The organism is Desulfoscipio sp. XC116 (assembly GCF_039851975.1).
Classification (GTDB): Bacteria; Bacillota; Desulfotomaculia; order Desulfotomaculales; family Desulfallaceae; genus Sporotomaculum.
Window position 1 is genome coordinate 897,164 of record NZ_CP156660.1, and the last position, 17,532, is coordinate 914,695.

Below are 17,532 nucleotides of genomic sequence, written 5' to 3' on the forward strand. Positions count from 1 at the left end.
TAAAGTAAATGGACATAAATATATTATATGTAACATGAATATTATTTGGAGTGATAACCATGCCGTATAGTTCCGCTTCGGGAAAAGCTTGGTCCGAAAGAATAATAAAACGCTTAATTGGGAAATGCCGCAACAACTCAATATTGGATGTTGGCGTCGGTGCGGGCAGCTACCATGCCATACTCCGGTCCCAATTACCCTCTACCGAATTCAACGGACTTGAAATATGGGAACCATATATCGAAAAATACTTCCTTAAAGAAAAATATGACAACATGATTAAAGCGGATATCAGAGACTTCACCCCGCAAAAAATCTATGGAATAACTCTTTTAGGCGATATCCTGGAGCATATGACAAAGGAAGAGGCCATAAAGGTTTACTATAAGCTGCTGAATGCCAGCGAATATGTACTGATCAGCATCCCCGTTGTTTACTATCCCCAGGACGAATATATGGGCAATCCCTATGAAAAACATATAAAAGACGACTGGAGTCACAATGAAGTTCTTTCATCCTTTGACTGCCTATCACTTTATCACCTTGAAAATGAAATTGGTGTCTATGTCGGATATAATCCCAAGCTGCAAAAAAAAGAGGATTTGTTGACAGCAAACAAACCAACCTGCGCGGTCTATGGGATTTATAAAAATGAAGAAAAATTTATGGCCAGGTTCTTAAACTCGGTAAAAGACGCCGACGAAATAGTCCTGTGCGATACCGGTTCGGCTGATCAAACAAATACAATACTTCAGAATTTCAAAGAACAGAACCCCGGGTCTAATCTTAAAACTTATAAAATATTTGTTTCTCCATGGAGATTTGATGACGCGCGCAATACAGCGTTATCCCTGATTGACGGTGATATGGATATCTGCATCCCTCTGGATATTGACGAATATCTGATGGAAAACTGGCGGGAGGTTCTAGGCAGCAGGTGGGACTTTAACTTTACGCGCTATTACCATAAATTTAAAACTCCTTGGGCCAATGGCCGCTTTTCCGCGCACTGGCACGAAAGAATCCACAAAAGATATGGCTACACATGGAAGCTGCCGGTACACGAAATATTGGAGCATCAAGGTGCGGAAAAAATTTGCCGGCTGGAAGATTTCTGGATTTATCACGAGCCCGAGCATAAAAGATCCCGGTCGTCCTATTTGCCCATGCTGGAACAATCGGTCAAAGAAAGGCCCGACGTATGGAGAACCTGGAGCTTCCTGGCGGATGAGTATTTATCTGCAAACAGGTTTGAAGAAGCTTTGGCGGCCATAGATAAAGCGCTGGCCTTAAAAGATTCCGATAAAGGTTACCTTTATAAAATGAAACACCATTTATATAGCAATCAAAATAAACAAGAACTGGCCATGCTAAATCTCGATATTTCCACTTTTCACCTGTCAAACAGAAGAGAACCGTATTTTGAAAAAGCGCGTTATTTGCGCCAATTGGGCAGAAATATTGAAGCTTATCTCACTCTAATAGAAGCTCAAAAGTTTAACCAGAAGATTGTAGATTATCATTACAATCCAGACTGTTGGGATGAAGAGTTTGACAAATTCATGCGGGAAATGCAGGAGCTCGCGAAAAAGGAATGGTTGCTATATGAATAAGTATAAGGTATGCGTCTATTCAATATGTAAAAACGAGGAAAACTTTGTCGATAGATGGGTTGCTTCAATGAGCGAAGCGGACCTAATCGTTGTATGCGATACCGGTTCGTCGGACGGCACGGTACAAAGGCTCCGGGATAAAGGCGTGGCAGTCTACAGCATAAAGATTGCTCCCTGGAGATTTGACGTTGCAAGAAATATAGCGTTAAATTTTATCCCTTGTGATTTTGACATTTGCATCTGTACCGACCTTGATGAGCTTTTTGAGGCGGGGTGGAGGGAAAAACTTGAAACCGTTTGGACTCCCGAAACTACAAGGCTGAGATACATGTTCACCTGGAAGTTCAACCCGGATGGGACCCGGGGCGTTACCTACCAGCAGGAAAAAATTCACGGCCGGCATGGATACAGATGGGTAAATCCGGTTCATGAGGTACTGCGGTACTACGCGGAAAAGCCCGAGGTGTACGCATATGAACCGGCAATTTACATTGACCATTTTCCCGACCCCACTAAATCCAGGGGACAATATTTGCCCCTGCTTGAGCTTTCGCAAAAAGAAAACCCCGCTGACAGCATTACTGCTTTCTGGCTGGGCAGGGAATATATGTTTTACCGGCAATACGACAAATGCATTGAAACGCTTCAGGGACACCTTGCCCTTCCAAGCGCCGTATGGGATCAGGAACGGTGCGCTTCAATGAGATATATTGCCGAGTCTTATAAAGCTTTGGGCGATTTAAACGAGGCGAAAAAATGGTTCTACAGGGCCATCGCGGAGTGCCCTTCAATAAGGGAACCCTATGTGGATATGGCGCGCCTGGGATATGAGTTGAAAGAATGGTCTCTCGTTTACCAAATGCTTGATGAAACACTTAAAATAAATGTCAGGCCTTTTTCCTATCTGGCGGAAGAATCAAGCTGGGACAGCACCATCTACGATTTGGGAGCCATCGCTTGCTACAGGCTCGAATTGTTTGAAAAAGCCCGTGAGCTGGCCCAGATTGCCTTTGATATGAATCCCGACGATGAAAGGCTTAGAAGTAATCTTCAAATAATTAAAGAAAAAGTTAAAGACTAGGGACTAACCGAAGTTTTATGGGGGGCCGGCATCATGAAAAAGCTAAAAATATGTGTCTATGCAGTGTGTAAGAATGAAGCGCAGTTCGTTGACCGGTGGATGGACTCAATGAGCGAAGCTGATTGTATCATAGTGACCGACACGGGTTCTACGGATGACACGGTGGAAAAGCTGAAACAAAGGGGCACAACAGTCCACATTGATATTATCAAGCCCTGGCGGTTTGACAGAGCTAGAAACTCATGTCTGGCGCAAATTCCTGAGGACATGGATATATGTGTAAGCACCGATCTTGATGAAGTTTTTGAAACAGGCTGGCGTAAAAGTCTTGAAAATGCCTGGATTAACGGGACCACCAGAGCCAGGTACCATTACACCTGGAGCTTTAATCCGGACGGCACGCCCGGTGTTACATTCTATTATGACCGGATCCATGCCAGAAAGGGCTATCGGTGGTTTAACCCGGTCCACGAATGTCTGTATTTCACCGGCAAGGGGGAGGAAAAACATGTATGGTGCCCTGATGTGAGGCTTCGGCATTATCCGGACAGTAGCAAAGACAGGAGTTCTTACCTGCCCCTGCTTGAACTGGCCGTTGCGGAAAGGCCCGACGATCCCAGGAGCTACCATTATCTTGGCCGGGAATATATGTTCTCCGGTATGTGGAATCAATGTATAGAAACCCTGCGTAAGCATATCTCATTGCCAAACTCGCACTGGAAAGAGGAAAGAGGCGCATCCATGCGGTTTATCGCTCGGGCCTACAAAGCACAAAATAATTATATTGAGGCTAAAAGTTGGCTTTATAAATCAATTGCGGAGACACCACATGTAAGAGAGCCGTATGTTGAAATGGCCAAACTTATGTATGAGCAAAAAGATTGGGCGGGCATTTACCACATGGTAAAAGACGCGTTAAAAATAAAGGAGAAGTCGACTCATATAAATGATGCCTGGTGCTGGGACTATACGATATATGACCTGGGCGCGCTGGCTTGTTATTATATAGGCTTGCAAAAAGAAGCAATGGAATATGCAAAAATTGCACTGGATATGAATCCGCATGATGAGAGGTTAAAAAGAAATTATGAAATAATAAAAGGAAGTATCTCGGCTTCCATGTAGAATGCTTGTTCCGCGGGGCCGGTGGCACAACGAATATAACCGTGCACAGACCCGTCGGCCAGGGCGAATCATGCTGTACAACCAGCAAGGCTCCTTAATTTTTTAGTCCTACTGTTAAACCGGAGAGCTTGTATTGGAGCCTGGTTGGCGGACAGGCTACAATACATAACAGGGCAAACGCCGCCTACCCGATGGTCAAGCTCGCATTAAATGTATGCGTTTAATTAGTTGCGGTGATAGAGCAACCGAATAGATTCCTAAGATGGATAAATAATTATAATCCAGCGCTTTACATGTAGATTTAAATGGGCTGGCTTTAGAAACTAAAGAAAGTTATATTATTTATAAGGCAGGAATTTATTGAGCAGATAGCCATAATAAAAAGCACAAAAATTGGTCTTAGGTAAATTATCGGAGGTTTATAAATGAACAAAATGATTAAGATTAGGAATGAAGAAGAAACAGATTATGAGAGAGTGGAAGAGATCACAAGGAAAGCTTTTTGGAATTTATATATTCCGGGGTGCATTGAACACTATTTAGTTCATGTTATGCGATCCCACAAAGACTTTCTGCCGGAGTTGGATCTGGTGATTGAAGTTGATAATCAGATCATCGGGAATATTATGTATACGAAAACAAAACTAATTGATGAGTCTGGGGAAGAAAAAGACATTCTTACTTTCGGCCCAGTTTGCATTTTGCCGGAATATCAGAGAAAGGGATATGGAAAAAAACTAATGGAGTATTCCTTTGAACAGGCGGCCGCACTTGATTATGATGCGATTGTAATATTTGGAAATCCGAATAATTATGTAAGCCGCGGTTTTAAGAGTTGCAAAAAGTACAATGTCTGTCTTGAAAATGGGACATATCCGGCGGCAATGATGGTAAAAGAACTCAGACCAGATGTCTTGGACGGAAGAAAATGGGTTTACCATCAAAGTCCTGTATTTGAGATAGATGAACAAGAAGCTGGGCGCTTTGACGAGGGTCTGGAAAGCCTGGAGAAAAAATACAAGCCAAGTCAGGAAGAATTTTATATTCACAGCCATTCTATTATACAGTGAGTTTTCTTTAGTGGTATAAGGATAAGCTACAACTTTTAATTTAACGAGCAAGCCACTTTCTATAATGAACATAATGAGAAGCGTACAAGTTCCGGTTTAGCGGAGGGATTATAAAACCAATCCAAAGGAGCAAAGAATGGATTTTAATATAAACACTTGGATGAAAGGATATTTGGACGGGCTGAAAGCTTTGTTCGGTTCTCGCCTGCTGTTTGCCGGGCTTCAGGGAAGTTATGGACGGGACGAAGCGACAGACGGCAGCGACATTGACGCGGTTGTCATACTGGAGCAGGTCACTCCGGGAGATTTGAAGGCATACGGCACTATGCTGGACACGCTTCCGCACCGGGAGAAAGTCTGCGGGTTTATCTCCGGCCGGCAGGAGCTGCTGAATTGGGAACGCTCCGATCTGTTCCAGTTCTACCATGACACCACCCCGGTTTTCGGAAGCATTGACTTTCTGCTGTCGCTGATCGGCAAAGAGGATATTCGTCGCGCCATCCGAATCGGGGCCTGCAATATCTACCACATGTGCGGTCACAATATGGTGCATGAGAAGAACGCGGAGATATTGAAGGCCCTTTATAAATCAGCCGCTTTTACTGTACAGGCGGTCTATTACGACCAAACGGGAACTTACGTAAAGCAGAAGGCCGAGCTTATCCCCTTGCTGCAACCGCAGGAACGGGAGATTTTGCAGACCGGTATGACGATCAAAAAGCAACCCGATATGGCGCGGACGGAGTTTGAACGATTTTCCGAACTGTTGTTCAATTGGGCAGCGGGGTTGATTATTAAGTATAAGACTGAGTTGAATTGAGCGAAAAAACAGGAACTCATTAGATGTCATATTAAGCATTCGGGATATTGGGGTGAACTCTATTTTCGGGACTATTTACAGAAACATCTCAATGTTGCCGGAGAATATGAAAGCCTAAAATGGGGATTGAAAGAACAAATGGGCATTAGACGGCACCATTAAGGTATTGTAATTGCCTCTATATTTTAGGGGGGGGTTGTATGAATATTAAATATCGCGATGCTCAAAAAAAGGATTGTTCGAAAGTTGCTGAGTATATTAATTATGCTTCAGATGGAGTACTTGATTTCCTTTTTGAAGGTACTGTTGGTGGTATGACAGTAACACAGATATTAACCCATGGCCTTTTGCCGAAGACTAAGCCGGGGCGTGGCGGCGCGCTGGCTTAGCCGCGCCGCCGCCAGCTTAATATGGTGGTCATTGATCTAGATCCGTTATAGATCCGTTACAGTGCCGATGAAGATGGGCAGATTCGTATCGCAGTCGATGAGCAGGTAAACAAACGGCGGCAAAAATAAACACATGTCAGGAAATAGCCGGATTTTTATAGAAGATATGTTATAATAATTCAAGCTCAAACAAAGAGGCGAGAAAATGTTAGCGATTGATAACATCGGCCTATATGGCCGCATTCAACGCAGAGGACACACGTTTTGACGGCCGTTTTTTTGAAGGCATATCGGCCAGGGGAATATACTGTCGTCCGGTGTGTCGAACAAAACAGCCGCAAGCCGAAAACTGTACCTTTTATTCCACGGCGGCGGAAGCTGGACAGCCCAATACATTGCAATGCGAATAATGGAATGGCCTGATGCTTTCCTTGCAACAGATGTTGGTGTGAAAAAGGCGTTTGAACCCCATTCAGCAAAGGAATTGCTTGAAATGACGGAAGCATGGCGGCCCTGGCGCAGCTATGTGACAATCAACCTTTGGAACTCACTGCAAGCGTGGAAATTAGGAGGTTTAAAGATGTATTACTCAACAACTTATCCTTCGTCTGTAGGTCTGCTTACGTTAGCAAGTGACGGTGAAAGTCTCGTTGGTTTGTGGATAGAGGGGCAGAAGTACCACGGCGATACCATACCCGAAGCAATGACGGAGAAGGACGCTATGCCGGTTTTTAACGCTGTAAAAAAGTGGTTGGACAGTTATTTTGCCGGTGCAAAGCCTGACGTTTCCGAATTGCCGTTAGCGCCCATTGGCAGCGAGTTTCGTCATGGAGTATGGAGCATTTTACGTGCGATCCCCTACGGTGAAGTTATCACTTATGGCGACATTGCGAAAAAAATGGTCGTAAAAATGAACAAGGAAAGTATGTCCAGTCAAGCAGTGGGCGGGGCTGTCGGCCACAATCCCATTTCAATTATAATTCCCTGCCACCGGGTTGTAGGGTCTAACGGCAGCTTGACGGGGTATGCCGGTGGCATTGGCATAAAGAAAAAACTGCTTGAGTTGGAGGGTGTTGACATGTCCCTCCTGTTCTCGCCCCAAAAAGGTACTGCGCTCTGATAACCGTAGACTAAGGGGACAATTAACAAGGAGGTTTTAGTTTGACAAAATATGTTGCTGTAGCTGGAAAGGGTGGCGTAGGGAAAACAACCTTTATAACTTTGATGTTAAGACAAATAATACGTGAAAAAGAAATTTCCATTTTGGCTGTCGATGCTGATCCTAATGCAAATTTAAATGAAACATTGGGAATAACGGTCACTTCTACTATTTCCGAAGTTTTAGAGGAAAACAAGAATATAAAGGCTTCTCAGGACGAAACTTCCAAAGCATCTTTTTTTAATAGACTGGATCAATGCCTGCTTAAAACTCCCGGCTTTGATTTTCTAACTATGGGTGCTCCGCAAGGTTTCGGTTGTTATTGTTATCCTAATAACATTTTGCGGATGTATTTGGAGACACTTGGTAATAATTATGATTTTGTGATAATTGATTCTGAAGCTGGAATGGAGCATATTAGCCGGCTGACAATTCCCCACATTGATATCATGTTTGTTGTTAGTGATTCCTCAGGTCGTGGAATTCGCTCAGCCGGACGAGTTCATGACTTGATCCGGGGATTACAGGCTGATGTTGATAAGATTTATTTGATAGTTACTCATACGGTTGAAAATAGCCTAAAGTCTCTGGCTGATGAAATTGCTCAAACAGGGTTACAGCTAATTGGAGATATTCCACTAGATGACTTAATATTTCAACAGGATATTATAGGTAAACCGCTCTTTGACTTGCCTGATAAAGCGATTTCACTGCAGGCGGTGGATAAAATACTACGACAAGCGGGAGTCGGGGGACGGTTCTCTGACTCAAAATGAAGGAGTCAAAGAAGGAGAGAAGAAACCGAGGATAGATAATAAATCCATCCTCGGTTAATTGTTTTTTAGTCGCCCTGGGAGGATTTTGTTATCACACGCTTTATTGCTTTGACAGTAACTTATAAAGCACCTGCGCCATTTCCGCCCTGGTCGTTATACCCATGGGAGAAAGTTTGCTTTCATTTCCACCGATGGTTCCGGTTTCCACCAGCAGTGTTATGGCTTCTTTGGCCCAGGGAGCAATTTCATCTGCATCCGTGAAAGCGGACAACGGTTTACCGGCTGTTCCTTCCGGCAGTCTCCCAATGGCCTTCAATGCATTGTGCAATAGGGTTAACATTTCCTGACGGGTGATTTCTTTGTCTGGGGCAAACATATTGTTTCCCACGCCGCCCGCTATATTTAACCGCTTTGCCGCCGCCAGATAACCGGTATAATAGGTGGCTCCGGCATCTGTAAAATTTAAGTATACTGCAAGAATTAGCAGTACGCGCTACAAATAATAAAGAACCCGTCTATCCCATAACGGGAAAACCGTGCTTGAGAATATCAGGGGGAGATAAGATTGCATTAATTGGAGAAAACGGTGTTGGCAAGACAACCTTGTTTAAAACAATATGCGGCTGGGATAAAGACTGCAGTGGCACAGTGCCATCAACCCTGCGGTTAAAATCGGCTATTTTGCCCGGAAACTTAATAATCTGCAGGGTGACGCCAGTATTCTTGATAATGCTTTAGATGAAGGAGCTACAGTTTCGGAAGCTGGATTATTCCTTGCTGTTTAAAGGGGATGATGTTTATAAAAAAACAGCCAACTTGAGCATCCCTTATTTTACGATTTTAATAAACTGCCTAAACAGTTCTCCTTCCGAGGTGTGCATGATTTCAAACAAGGCCATCTTGGTCGTAGTAATGACCGCACCCAACTCTCGCATTCGTTTCAAAGCCATGTCTCGATTCCATGCGGTACGTGAGGATACGGCATCAGATGCTACATGGACCTGGTAAGACGACTCTTTTAGAAGGCCGCTAACAGTTTGATAAACACAGACATGGGCCTCAATACCTGCTACAAGAAGCTGCTCTCGTTTTGTTTCCTTAAGCCTGTGCAAAAATTCTTCGTTTAAGCAGGCATTGAAGGTCATTTTTTGTATCGGAGGTAGATCTCCCAACAATCCACGCAGTTCAGGAATTGTCCTTCCCAGTCCATTAGAATTCTGTTCCACCAGGATAATGGGGAGTTTAAAAAGCTGGGCTGCCTTAATCAGTTTTTGCCAATTAGCATAGATTAGATGGGATTCATATACTGTTCGGGCCAGTAACCCTTGTATATCTATAATCAACAAGGCGGTTTTATCCATAAGCAACATCGGGCATCCCCCTCTTGACTTGAATAACTAAAAAGTCAGGGGACGGTTCTTGGAGTCGTTTATTCTGAGTCGAAGAACCGTCCCCTGACTCCTGACTCGCCAAGCTTCCGGCGGCGGCGCGCTGGCTTAGCCGCGCCGTCGCGTTTAATACGGTGGTTACTAATCTATATCCGTTACAGTGCCGATAAAGATGGGCAGATTTGTATCGCAGTCGATGAGCAGGTAAACAAACGGCCGGTCCAGGTATACTGTTGGGGGTTCATCCAACAATGCACTTCCACATAGCATTTCCACCGCGGTGGCCGCGCCCGCCTTGGTGCCTTTTTCATCCACGGCGATGTAGGTCTTGTGGAGCACCCGGCTGATAAAGATATTACCATTCACAGGTTCACTAATTCCTGTAAAATCGGCGCTATCCGCATCGAAAGCATCCGTTATGCCCATAGCTTTGAGAATATCGTTCATCTCCACAGCGTATTCGCTTTCGAACTTGGGGATCGCGGTTTCTACCGCGACATCCTGCGCGTTGTTGAGGGTGCTCATAAGTCCGTCGCCGGTAAGGGAAGCGATATAATCGGCAACGGAGACGCCCTCGTTCGGCAGCAGGGCGGCAAAGGCGTATCTCCGGTCGGCGTAGTATTTGACAAAGCCTGTGGCATTGCCGTCCTCCAGGTAGCGGTGCTCGGTGTTATACATCATCTCCACGTCCCGGGTTGCCCCGGACTCCGTCGTGAAAGCGCCGTCCCTTACCTGATCTTCGCTGTAGATATTCGCCCACTCGGCGTCGAAGGCCAGGGCGTTGATGAGATACATAATGGCTCCGTTCGGGATCTCGTCGAGGATGTTTTCAATCATGCCGTCCGTGTTGTCGCTAACCCAGGCGTTGATATCCTTTAGCGTGGTTTCATCAAAAGCCGCTTTGTAGATGGAAGCGCTGTAATAATCGGCGTTTGTCTGGAGAAAATCCTTTTTCACCGTCAGGTTTTTGTCGTCTCTAAACCAAATAGAATCGGCGACACTCACCTTATACTTATCGCCCGACGGCAGGTTCTGCAGGTAAGTGTGCAGGTAGTCGTTGAGCTCCGGAACGTGAAGGCCGAATGCATCCTCCATCTGCGCCAGCGTTGCGCCCTCGGCGCCGTTGGCCGTCATGGCGAGGGCGCATAACACGGAAAGGGGAGAGACAAGGGTGTTTTCTTCGGGAACCGCGCTGTTCTGCAACAGTTTTACGGCAAAGTTCGCAATTGCCCCGGAGTCGCCGCCGGCCAAATCCACAACAGCAGCGTTTACGGTATTGGCCTTCACGCCGGACATCAGGTCCGCGGCCTGTGCGGATACCCCGCGGTCGGAGAGAAAAAACAGCGTGGAAGCCAGCAGCATAAAACCAAACACTCCCGCGATCATTCGTTTTTTCATATTGCTGCTCCTTTCAAATAATTTATTCATTAGTCATTGGACGAAAATTCCGGGGAAGTTGTTCCTCTATGGTAATAATTTTCATTGATCTGATAAAGACAATCTTGCCTGCCGTGGCAAAAATAAACACATGTCCGAAAATAGCCGGATTTTTGTAGAGGATCTGTTATAATAATTAGAGCTCTAACAAAGGGGCGAGAAAATGTTAGCAACTGATAGTACCGGCCTATATGCCGCATTCAAGGCAAAGGACGCACGTTTTGACGGCCGTTTCTTTGTAGGCATATCGACCACGGGAATATACTGTCGTCCGGTGTGTCGAGCAAAGCAGCCGAAAGCTGAAAACTGTACCTATTATTCCACGGCGGCGGAAGCTGAACAAGCGGGATACCGGCCATGCCTTTTATGCAGGCCGGAACTTGCACCTGGTTTGTCAATAACTGACGCTACTGTTGCTTTGGTTCATCGTGCGGCAAGAATGTTAGAGGAAAACTGCGGAAGCGGCCGGAGTTTAGATGAGCTCGCCGGGCGGCTTGGCTGCACGGACCGGCATTTACGGCGTGTGTTTAAGGCAGAATATAACGTGTCGCCGATACAATATCTCCAAACATGCCGATTGCTTTTTGCAAAAAATCTACTTATGGACACAAACTTGCCCGTGCTCGAAGTTGCAATGACTGCCGGATTTGGCAGCTTGCGCCGCTTTAATGACCTTTTCAAAAAGCATTACCAGCTTTCACCTACAATCTTGCGCAAAAGAATGTCGGAAGAAAAGAAACAAAGCAGCAATATAACTTTAGCTTTGGGTTACCGTCCGCCTTATCGCTGGGAAGAAATGCTGGCTTTTCTTGCTGGGCGTGCAATCTCCGGAGTGGAGGTTATCAAAGGCGGCGAATATTTGCGTACCGTGCATTTGGTAGATGCAGACCAAAAACATGTATATGGTTGGCTGCGGGTAGGCAATAAGCCGGAAAAGAATACCTTAATAGTTACAGTGAGCGAAAGGCTGTTGCCGGTGTTGCCGCAAGTATTGGCAAAGGTGCGTCAGCTATTCGATTTATATTGTGACCCGGAAGCGGTATATGAAACGCTTGCGCCAATGAACAATATCCGTCCCGGCCTTTGCGTTCCGGGGACTCGCCTGCCCGGCAGCTTTAATGCTTTTGAAATGGCGGTTAGGGCGGTTTTGGGACAGCAAATTACCGTGAAAGCAGCGAGTACGTTAGCGGCAAGGTTGGTTAACGCTTACGGTACGCCTATCCAAACCGGCATTGAGGGATTAACCCATGTTTTCCCCTCGCCCGAAGATATACTTGCTTTAGAGGGGCCGATCGAAAACCATCTTGGTCCCTTGGGTATTATTGCGGCGCGGGCAAGAAGTATCTATGAATTGGCAAAGTCATCGGAGCAGGGAAAAATTGATTTTGGTCTTTGCGCCCAGCCGGAAATAGAAATGAAAAAGCTGTTGGCTATTCCGGGTATCGGAAGCTGGACAGCCCAATACATTGCAATGCGAACAATGGAATGGCCTGATGCCTTCCTTGAAACAGATGTTGGCGTGAAAAAGGCGCTTGAACCCCATTCAGCAAAGGAATTGCTTGAAATGGCAGAAGCGTGGCGGCCCTGGCGCAGCTATGCGACAATCAACCTTTGGAATTCATTGCAAACGCGGAATTAGGAGAACTAAAAATGTACTACTCAACAACTTATCCTTCGTCTGTAGGTCTGCTTACGTTAGCAAGTGACGGTGAAAGTCTCGTTGGTTTGTGGATAGAGGGGCAGAAGTACCACGGCAATACCATACCCGAAGCAATGATGGAAAATGACGCTATGCCGGTTTTTAACGCTGTGAAAAAGTACTTGGACAGTTATTTTGCCGGTAAAAAGCCTGACGTTTCCGAATTGCCGTTAGCTCCCATTGGCGGTGAGTTTCTCGAAACCATTGCGGGCTTGAGAACCAAATAGAGACAGAGTCAGGGGAGAGTCAGGGGACGGTTCTTTGACTCTGGATTCTTTTGCCGAAGGCTAGGCCGGCGGCGGCGCGCTGGCTTAGCCGCGCTGCCGCTAGCTTAATGTGGTGGTCATTGATCTAGATCCGTTATAGATCCGTTACAGTGCCGATGAAGATGGGCAGATTTGTATCGCAGTCGATGAGCAGGTAAACAAACGGCCGGTCCAGGTGTACTGTTGGGGGTTTATCCAACAATGCACCGGTCAGCTTCATTTCCACCGCGGTGGCCGCGCCCGCCTTGGTGCCCTTTTCATCCACGGCGATGTGGGTCTTATGGAGCACCCGGCTGATAAAGATATTGCCCGCGGATTCGACAATTCCTGTAAAATCGGCGCTATCCGCATCGAAAGCATCCGTTATGCCCATAGCTTTGAGAATATCGTTCATCTCCACAGCGTATTCGCTTTCGAACTTGGGGATCGCGGTTTCTACCGCGACATTCTGCGCGTTGTTGAGGGTGCTCATAAGTCCGTCGCCGGTAAGGGAAGCGATATAATCGGCAACGGAGACGCCCTCGTTCGGCAACAGGGCGGCAAAGGCGTATCTCCGGTCGGCGTAATACTTGACAAAGCCTGTGGCGTTGCCGTCCTCCAGGTAGCGGTGCTCGCTGCTATACATCATCTCCACGTCCCGGGTTGCCCCGGACTCCGTCGTGAAAGCGCCGTCCCTTACCTGATCTTCGCTGTAGATATTCGCCCACTCGGCGTCGAAGGCCAGGGCGTTGATGAGATACATAATGGCTCCGTTCGGGATCTCGTCGAGGATGTTTTCAATCATGCCGTCCGTGTTGTCGCTAACCCAGGCGTTGATATCCTTTAGCGTGGTTTCATCAAAAGCCGCTTTGTAGATGGAAGCGCTGTAATAATCGGCGTTTGTCTGGAGAAAATCCTTTTTCACCGTCAGGTTTTTGTCGTCTCTAAACCAAATAGAATCGGCGACACTCACCTTATACTTATCGCCCGACGGCAGGTTCTGCAGGTAAGTGTGCAGGTAGTCGTTGAGCTCCGGAACGTGAAGGCCGAATGCATCCTCCATCTGCGCCAGCGTTGCGCCCTCGGCGCCGTTGGCCGTCATGGCGAGGGCGCATAACACGGAAAGGGGAGAGACAAGGGTGTTTTCTTCGGGAACCGCGCTGTTTTGCAACAGTTTTACGGCAAAGTTCGCAATTGCCCCGGAGTCGTCGCCGGTCAGATCCACAACAGCAGTGTTTACGGTATTGGCCTTCACGCCGGACATCAGGTCCGCGGCCTGTGCGGATACCCCGCGGTCGGAGAGAAAAAACAGCGTGGAAGCCAACAGCATAAAACCAAACACTCCCGCGATCATTCGTTTTTTCATATTGCTGCTCCTTTCAAATAATTTATTCATTAGTCATTGGACGAAAATTTCAGGGTAGTTGTTCCTATGGTAATGATCTTCACTGAGCCTGATAAAAAAAAGATTTGGAGATTTTAAAGTAGATACAAAGAAGAGATAATTTTAACATATGCCGGAAATTGATATGGTACCAGTTTGATTTTACAATTATTTAGATAAGCTGTTGACAAGCATAATTAAGTGTATTATACTTCAATTTAGCCTCCGCTTATCTGGAAAGGGGCAAAAAATGGAGATGGAACAATATTATGAGGTATTAAAAGCAATTTCGGACGAATCCAGATTCAAAATTATAAATATTTTATTAAGCCATGATCTATGCGTTGGGGGTCTGGCCCAACAAATTAATATATCTAAACCGGCTGTTTCCCAACATCTTCAAGCGTTAAGGAAAATCGGCTTGGTTACAGGAGAAAAAAGAGGTTATTATACGCATTATGTTGTAAACAGATCTCTTCTAAAGCAGGTGGGTGAAAAAATAATTGAAGCTGCGTCAAAAACGAATGAGGGTGGATGCCAGCGTGAACAAACTGGTGAATGTGTATGCCAATGTCAGTGTAGCAAAGGATAAAGCTTTTTAAATATAAGTTGGGTTTTGCTGATAGATTAAGCATATTAACCAGGGAGCTAATTTTTTTTGACTTTTTGTTGATAATGAATCTCAATATCACTTTTTGTCTGTTGGTTAATTAGATAAGGATTAAGTTAAGACAAAAAGTTAGGCCATTCTAACCAGTGAATTGGTGAATGAAATAATTTGGTACACACTATTTCACTATATTATTAAATCCAATGATACAAAAATTTGACTACTATACCTATTCATGTGGTAGATTTTTAAAACATTGGTTAGCCATGTCTAACTATCAAAAATACAATGAGTATTTGCTATTTAGAGGTAATCACTCAAGGTAATCACTCAAGATATCTAATGGATAGGTTGGTGAATTAAAGTGCTAATTGCAAAAGCCCTTTGTTTTAGCTATGGTAAGCGAAATATTTTAAACAATGTAAATTTCATAGCGGAAGAAGGCCAGGTTATTTCACTGATTGGTCCGAACGGTTCGGGGAAATCGACATTGCTGCGTTGTTTATGCGGCTTGATTCCTGTAAAAAGCAATTCGGTATTTTTGTTTGATAAGCCTATAGGAACTTTGGGGCCAAAAGAAATCTCAAGAAAAATAGCCTTTCTTCCACAAGCTCATGAGCGATTGCAAGGCGTAACTGTTTATGAACTGATTTCTATGGGCAGAGCCCCTTACCACCGCTCCGGATGGATAAATACACAGGAAGATCAGGAAAAAATTGCATGGGCTATAGACTACATGCATATCGGTCATTTGACGCACCGATTGGTGGAAATGTTGTCGGGCGGAGAAAAACAACGAGTTTGGATTGCTATGGTTCTTGCTCAAAATACACCGATTATTTTACTGGACGAACCAGTTACATATATGGACTTAAAATACCAATGTGAACTTCTTCGAACAATAAAAGATTTAAAAGACACTTTCCAAAAAACTATTATTGCAGTTTTCCATGACATTAATCATGCTATCGAAATATCTGATTATGTATATCTTTTAAAAAACGGACATGTTTATCGGGCAGGAGCTAGTGAGCAGGTAGTTACAGAACAGTCTATTAGAGATGTGTATGGAGTATGTGCGCATATTTGCAGGTTCAAAAGATGTTGTCGCAATGTAGTTGTTCCGGCGGGTGTACATGACAACTTATTGAGCACTTCGCTTGAAAAAGTACAAATAAAATAAGAGAGAGGATGATCTAATTGGTACGCTTTATGGTTCACACTCCGGTTAATATGCGTGGACGAATGACGGATTATATCAAGGATAACCTTTGGGCATTGGAAGAAAAAATCGGTGATAAAGTCGCACTTTACACACCTCATGATCCGGAGTACACATCGGACTGTAGCGAAGAATGGCTGGCTTCGGCGATTGAAAAGGGAATCGTCCCCGATGTGATAGTAACTCATGCTACGGAATTCGCGGCATTAGAGAACCGATCAGAAGTTGGTTTGTTCTCTGATCTATCCAGCCGGTATTTAAAAGAAAATCCTGTACGGGAAGAATTGAGCATGCTGATAGACCCGCAGGGAATCTTTTATCCAATCTCCGTAACGCCTTTGGCCATGATCTATAACACGGAAAAAATAAAGGAGCATGAGCTAAAACGCTCATGGGCTGACCTGTTTAATGAGAAATACAAAATCATCTTTCCCGACCGGGATAAACCATTGTGCAGGGCAGTCGGAGCATTTTTAAAGGCAAAATTCCCTGAGCAGTTTCCGGCATTTGAGAAGAAAGTCGTATATGAGGGTTCTCCGGCCAACGTGGTTAAAGCGGTAGCTTCGGGAGAATACGATATGGCTATAACTAATTCCTCTTTTGCTGCGATGGCACAAGGTAGGAAAATCGCGATTAATGCTCCTAAAGAAGGATATATCCTTCTCCCACAGGTGCTTGTATGGAAAAAAGGTACGGATGAAAGGTTAACCGCCCTTGCGGATTTGCTGATAGGTGAGGAAATGCAACGTTATCTGTCTGAACAGGGCGCTTGGCCGGTACGCAAGGATATTCCAATATGTGACACGGTTGCCTATAACCAGCAGTTGACAAGCTGGCAAGGTTGGGACGCCTACATAAAAGCCGTTTCAGAGTTTGACAAATTTTCTGTGTAAAGAAAGGGGAGATAAAAATGCTTAAATCTGATAACTATGCAAAGTTGCAGCCTATGTATCCGCTCCTGATCCAACAATTTGTAGACGATTATAATCTCAGTAAAGGAATCGCTGTGGACGTCGGCGTTGGACCCGGTTGGCTGGGAATGGAAATGGCCAAGATCACCGATATGAAAATTGTTTTTTTGGATGTTAGTCAGGAATCCTTAGATTTGGCAAAAAAGAATTTTGAAGCCTTGGACGTTGACAATGAGGTGGAGTTCATTAAAGCCGATGTTCAAGCCCTTCCGATGGAAGACAATTTTGCCGATTTTATCATGAGCAGAGGTTCGATTTGGTTCTGGAAGGAGCCGGAAAAAGGGCTGCGGGAAATTTATAGGATTTTAAAGCCGGGCGGCGTTGCAATAGTCGGTGGAGGTTTGGGAAGATACCTTCCCGCAAGTATGCGGGCAAGATTGCAGAAAGCTCTCAAACAGGGGCTAATTCAAAGAAACGAGAAAAGACCAAACCTTGAAGAATTTAAAGCAATTGTTGAGAAAGCTGAACTGCCAAACTATCGGATTTTTACAGATGGAGAAGCCGGCAGCGGCCGTTGGGTTGAAATTAAAAAATAAAAAACAT

General features: G+C 45.0%; 19 protein-coding genes. 15 read left to right on the forward strand and 4 right to left on the reverse strand.

Features of this window, described 5'->3' with window-relative positions; translation table 11 throughout:
- Positions 1–59: 59 nt before the first annotated feature.
- The 8 genes from ABDB91_RS04095 to ABDB91_RS04130 all read left to right on the forward strand — a co-directional run bounded on the left by ABDB91_RS04095 (position 60) and on the right by ABDB91_RS04130 (position 8,033).
- Positions 60–1,613: a glycosyltransferase gene (locus ABDB91_RS04095; RefSeq protein WP_347490362.1), complete on the forward strand. Its 1,554-nt coding sequence runs from the start codon at positions 60–62 to the stop codon at positions 1,611–1,613.
- Positions 1,614–1,680: 67 nt separating this feature from the next.
- A complete protein-coding gene (locus ABDB91_RS04100; RefSeq protein ID WP_347490363.1) occupies positions 1,681–2,694 on the forward strand; it encodes a glycosyl transferase family 2 in 1,014 nt (337 codons plus the stop codon).
- A gap of 33 nt (positions 2,695–2,727) precedes the next feature.
- Positions 2,728–3,819: a glycosyl transferase family 2 gene (locus ABDB91_RS04105; protein WP_347490364.1), complete on the forward strand. Its 1,092-nt coding sequence runs from the start codon at positions 2,728–2,730 to the stop codon at positions 3,817–3,819.
- Positions 3,820–4,244: 425 nt separating this feature from the next.
- Positions 4,245–4,889 carry an N-acetyltransferase gene (locus ABDB91_RS04110; protein WP_347490365.1) on the forward strand — a complete coding sequence of 215 codons (645 nt, stop codon included), beginning with the start codon at positions 4,245–4,247 and terminating at the stop codon, positions 4,887–4,889.
- 136 nt (positions 4,890–5,025) lie between these two features.
- Positions 5,026–5,709, forward strand: coding sequence for a nucleotidyltransferase domain-containing protein (locus tag ABDB91_RS04115; RefSeq protein ID WP_347490366.1), 684 nt, complete (start codon positions 5,026–5,028; stop codon positions 5,707–5,709).
- Between the two features lie 200 nt (positions 5,710–5,909).
- Complete coding sequence (locus ABDB91_RS04120; RefSeq protein WP_347490367.1) at positions 5,910–6,098, forward strand: hypothetical protein; 189 nt, start codon at positions 5,910–5,912, stop codon at positions 6,096–6,098.
- A 580-nt stretch (positions 6,099–6,678) separates the two neighbouring features.
- Positions 6,679–7,218, forward strand: a complete 540-nt coding sequence (locus tag ABDB91_RS04125; RefSeq protein WP_347490368.1) for a methylated-DNA--[protein]-cysteine S-methyltransferase — start codon at positions 6,679–6,681, stop codon at positions 7,216–7,218.
- A gap of 41 nt (positions 7,219–7,259) precedes the next feature.
- Complete coding sequence (locus ABDB91_RS04130; RefSeq protein WP_347490369.1) at positions 7,260–8,033, forward strand: AAA family ATPase; 774 nt, start codon at positions 7,260–7,262, stop codon at positions 8,031–8,033.
- A gap of 100 nt (positions 8,034–8,133) precedes the next feature.
- On the opposite strand, the gene ABDB91_RS04135 is transcribed toward ABDB91_RS04130, so the two are convergent.
- Complete coding sequence (locus ABDB91_RS04135; protein WP_347491520.1) at positions 8,134–8,520, reverse strand: S-layer homology domain-containing protein; 387 nt, start codon at positions 8,518–8,520, stop codon at positions 8,134–8,136.
- 53 nt (positions 8,521–8,573) lie between these two features.
- On the opposite strand from ABDB91_RS04135, the gene ABDB91_RS04140 reads away from it, so the two are divergent.
- Entirely contained in the window at positions 8,574–8,771 is a 198-nt protein-coding gene (locus ABDB91_RS04140) for an ATP-binding cassette domain-containing protein (protein ID WP_347490370.1), read from the forward strand.
- An 89-nt stretch (positions 8,772–8,860) separates the two neighbouring features.
- On the opposite strand, the gene ABDB91_RS04145 is transcribed toward ABDB91_RS04140, so the two are convergent.
- Together ABDB91_RS04145 and ABDB91_RS04150 are read right to left on the reverse strand one after the other, a co-directional pair.
- Positions 8,861–9,403, reverse strand: a complete 543-nt coding sequence (locus tag ABDB91_RS04145; protein ID WP_347490371.1) for a hydrolase — start codon at positions 9,401–9,403, stop codon at positions 8,861–8,863.
- A 159-nt stretch (positions 9,404–9,562) separates the two neighbouring features.
- Positions 9,563–10,819 carry a serpin family protein gene (locus ABDB91_RS04150; protein ID WP_347490372.1) on the reverse strand — a complete coding sequence of 419 codons (1,257 nt, stop codon included), beginning with the start codon at positions 10,817–10,819 and terminating at the stop codon, positions 9,563–9,565.
- 202 nt (positions 10,820–11,021) lie between these two features.
- Here ABDB91_RS04150 and ABDB91_RS04155 point away from each other — a divergent pair, with 202 nt between their 5' ends.
- Together ABDB91_RS04155 and ABDB91_RS04160 are read left to right on the forward strand one after the other, a co-directional pair.
- Complete coding sequence (locus tag ABDB91_RS04155; RefSeq protein ID WP_347490373.1) at positions 11,022–12,497, forward strand: AlkA N-terminal domain-containing protein; 1,476 nt, start codon at positions 11,022–11,024, stop codon at positions 12,495–12,497.
- Positions 12,498–12,508: 11 nt separating this feature from the next.
- A complete protein-coding gene (locus ABDB91_RS04160; RefSeq protein WP_347490374.1) occupies positions 12,509–12,784 on the forward strand; it encodes a hypothetical protein in 276 nt (91 codons plus the stop codon).
- Between the two features lie 133 nt (positions 12,785–12,917).
- Here the strand turns inward: ABDB91_RS04160 and ABDB91_RS04165 are convergent, their stop codons facing one another.
- A complete protein-coding gene (locus ABDB91_RS04165) occupies positions 12,918–14,168 on the reverse strand; it encodes a serpin family protein (RefSeq protein WP_347490375.1) in 1,251 nt (416 codons plus the stop codon).
- 268 nt (positions 14,169–14,436) lie between these two features.
- Between ABDB91_RS04165 and ABDB91_RS04170 the strand changes: the two genes are divergently transcribed.
- From ABDB91_RS04170 to ABDB91_RS04185, 4 genes are all read left to right on the forward strand, one after another.
- The gene (locus ABDB91_RS04170; protein ID WP_347490376.1) at positions 14,437–14,778 is read left to right on the forward strand and encodes a metalloregulator ArsR/SmtB family transcription factor; all 342 of its coding nucleotides are present in this window, start codon (positions 14,437–14,439) and stop codon (positions 14,776–14,778) included.
- A gap of 382 nt (positions 14,779–15,160) precedes the next feature.
- A complete protein-coding gene (locus ABDB91_RS04175; RefSeq protein ID WP_347490377.1) occupies positions 15,161–15,979 on the forward strand; it encodes an ABC transporter ATP-binding protein in 819 nt (272 codons plus the stop codon).
- Positions 15,980–16,074: 95 nt separating this feature from the next.
- Entirely contained in the window at positions 16,075–16,911 is an 837-nt protein-coding gene (locus ABDB91_RS04180) for an extracellular solute-binding protein (RefSeq protein WP_347490378.1), read from the forward strand.
- A 17-nt stretch (positions 16,912–16,928) separates the two neighbouring features.
- On the forward strand, positions 16,929–17,525 hold the full coding sequence (locus ABDB91_RS04185) for a class I SAM-dependent methyltransferase (RefSeq protein ID WP_347490379.1): 597 nt from the start codon (positions 16,929–16,931) through the stop codon (positions 17,523–17,525).
- Positions 17,526–17,532 lie beyond the last annotated feature (7 nt).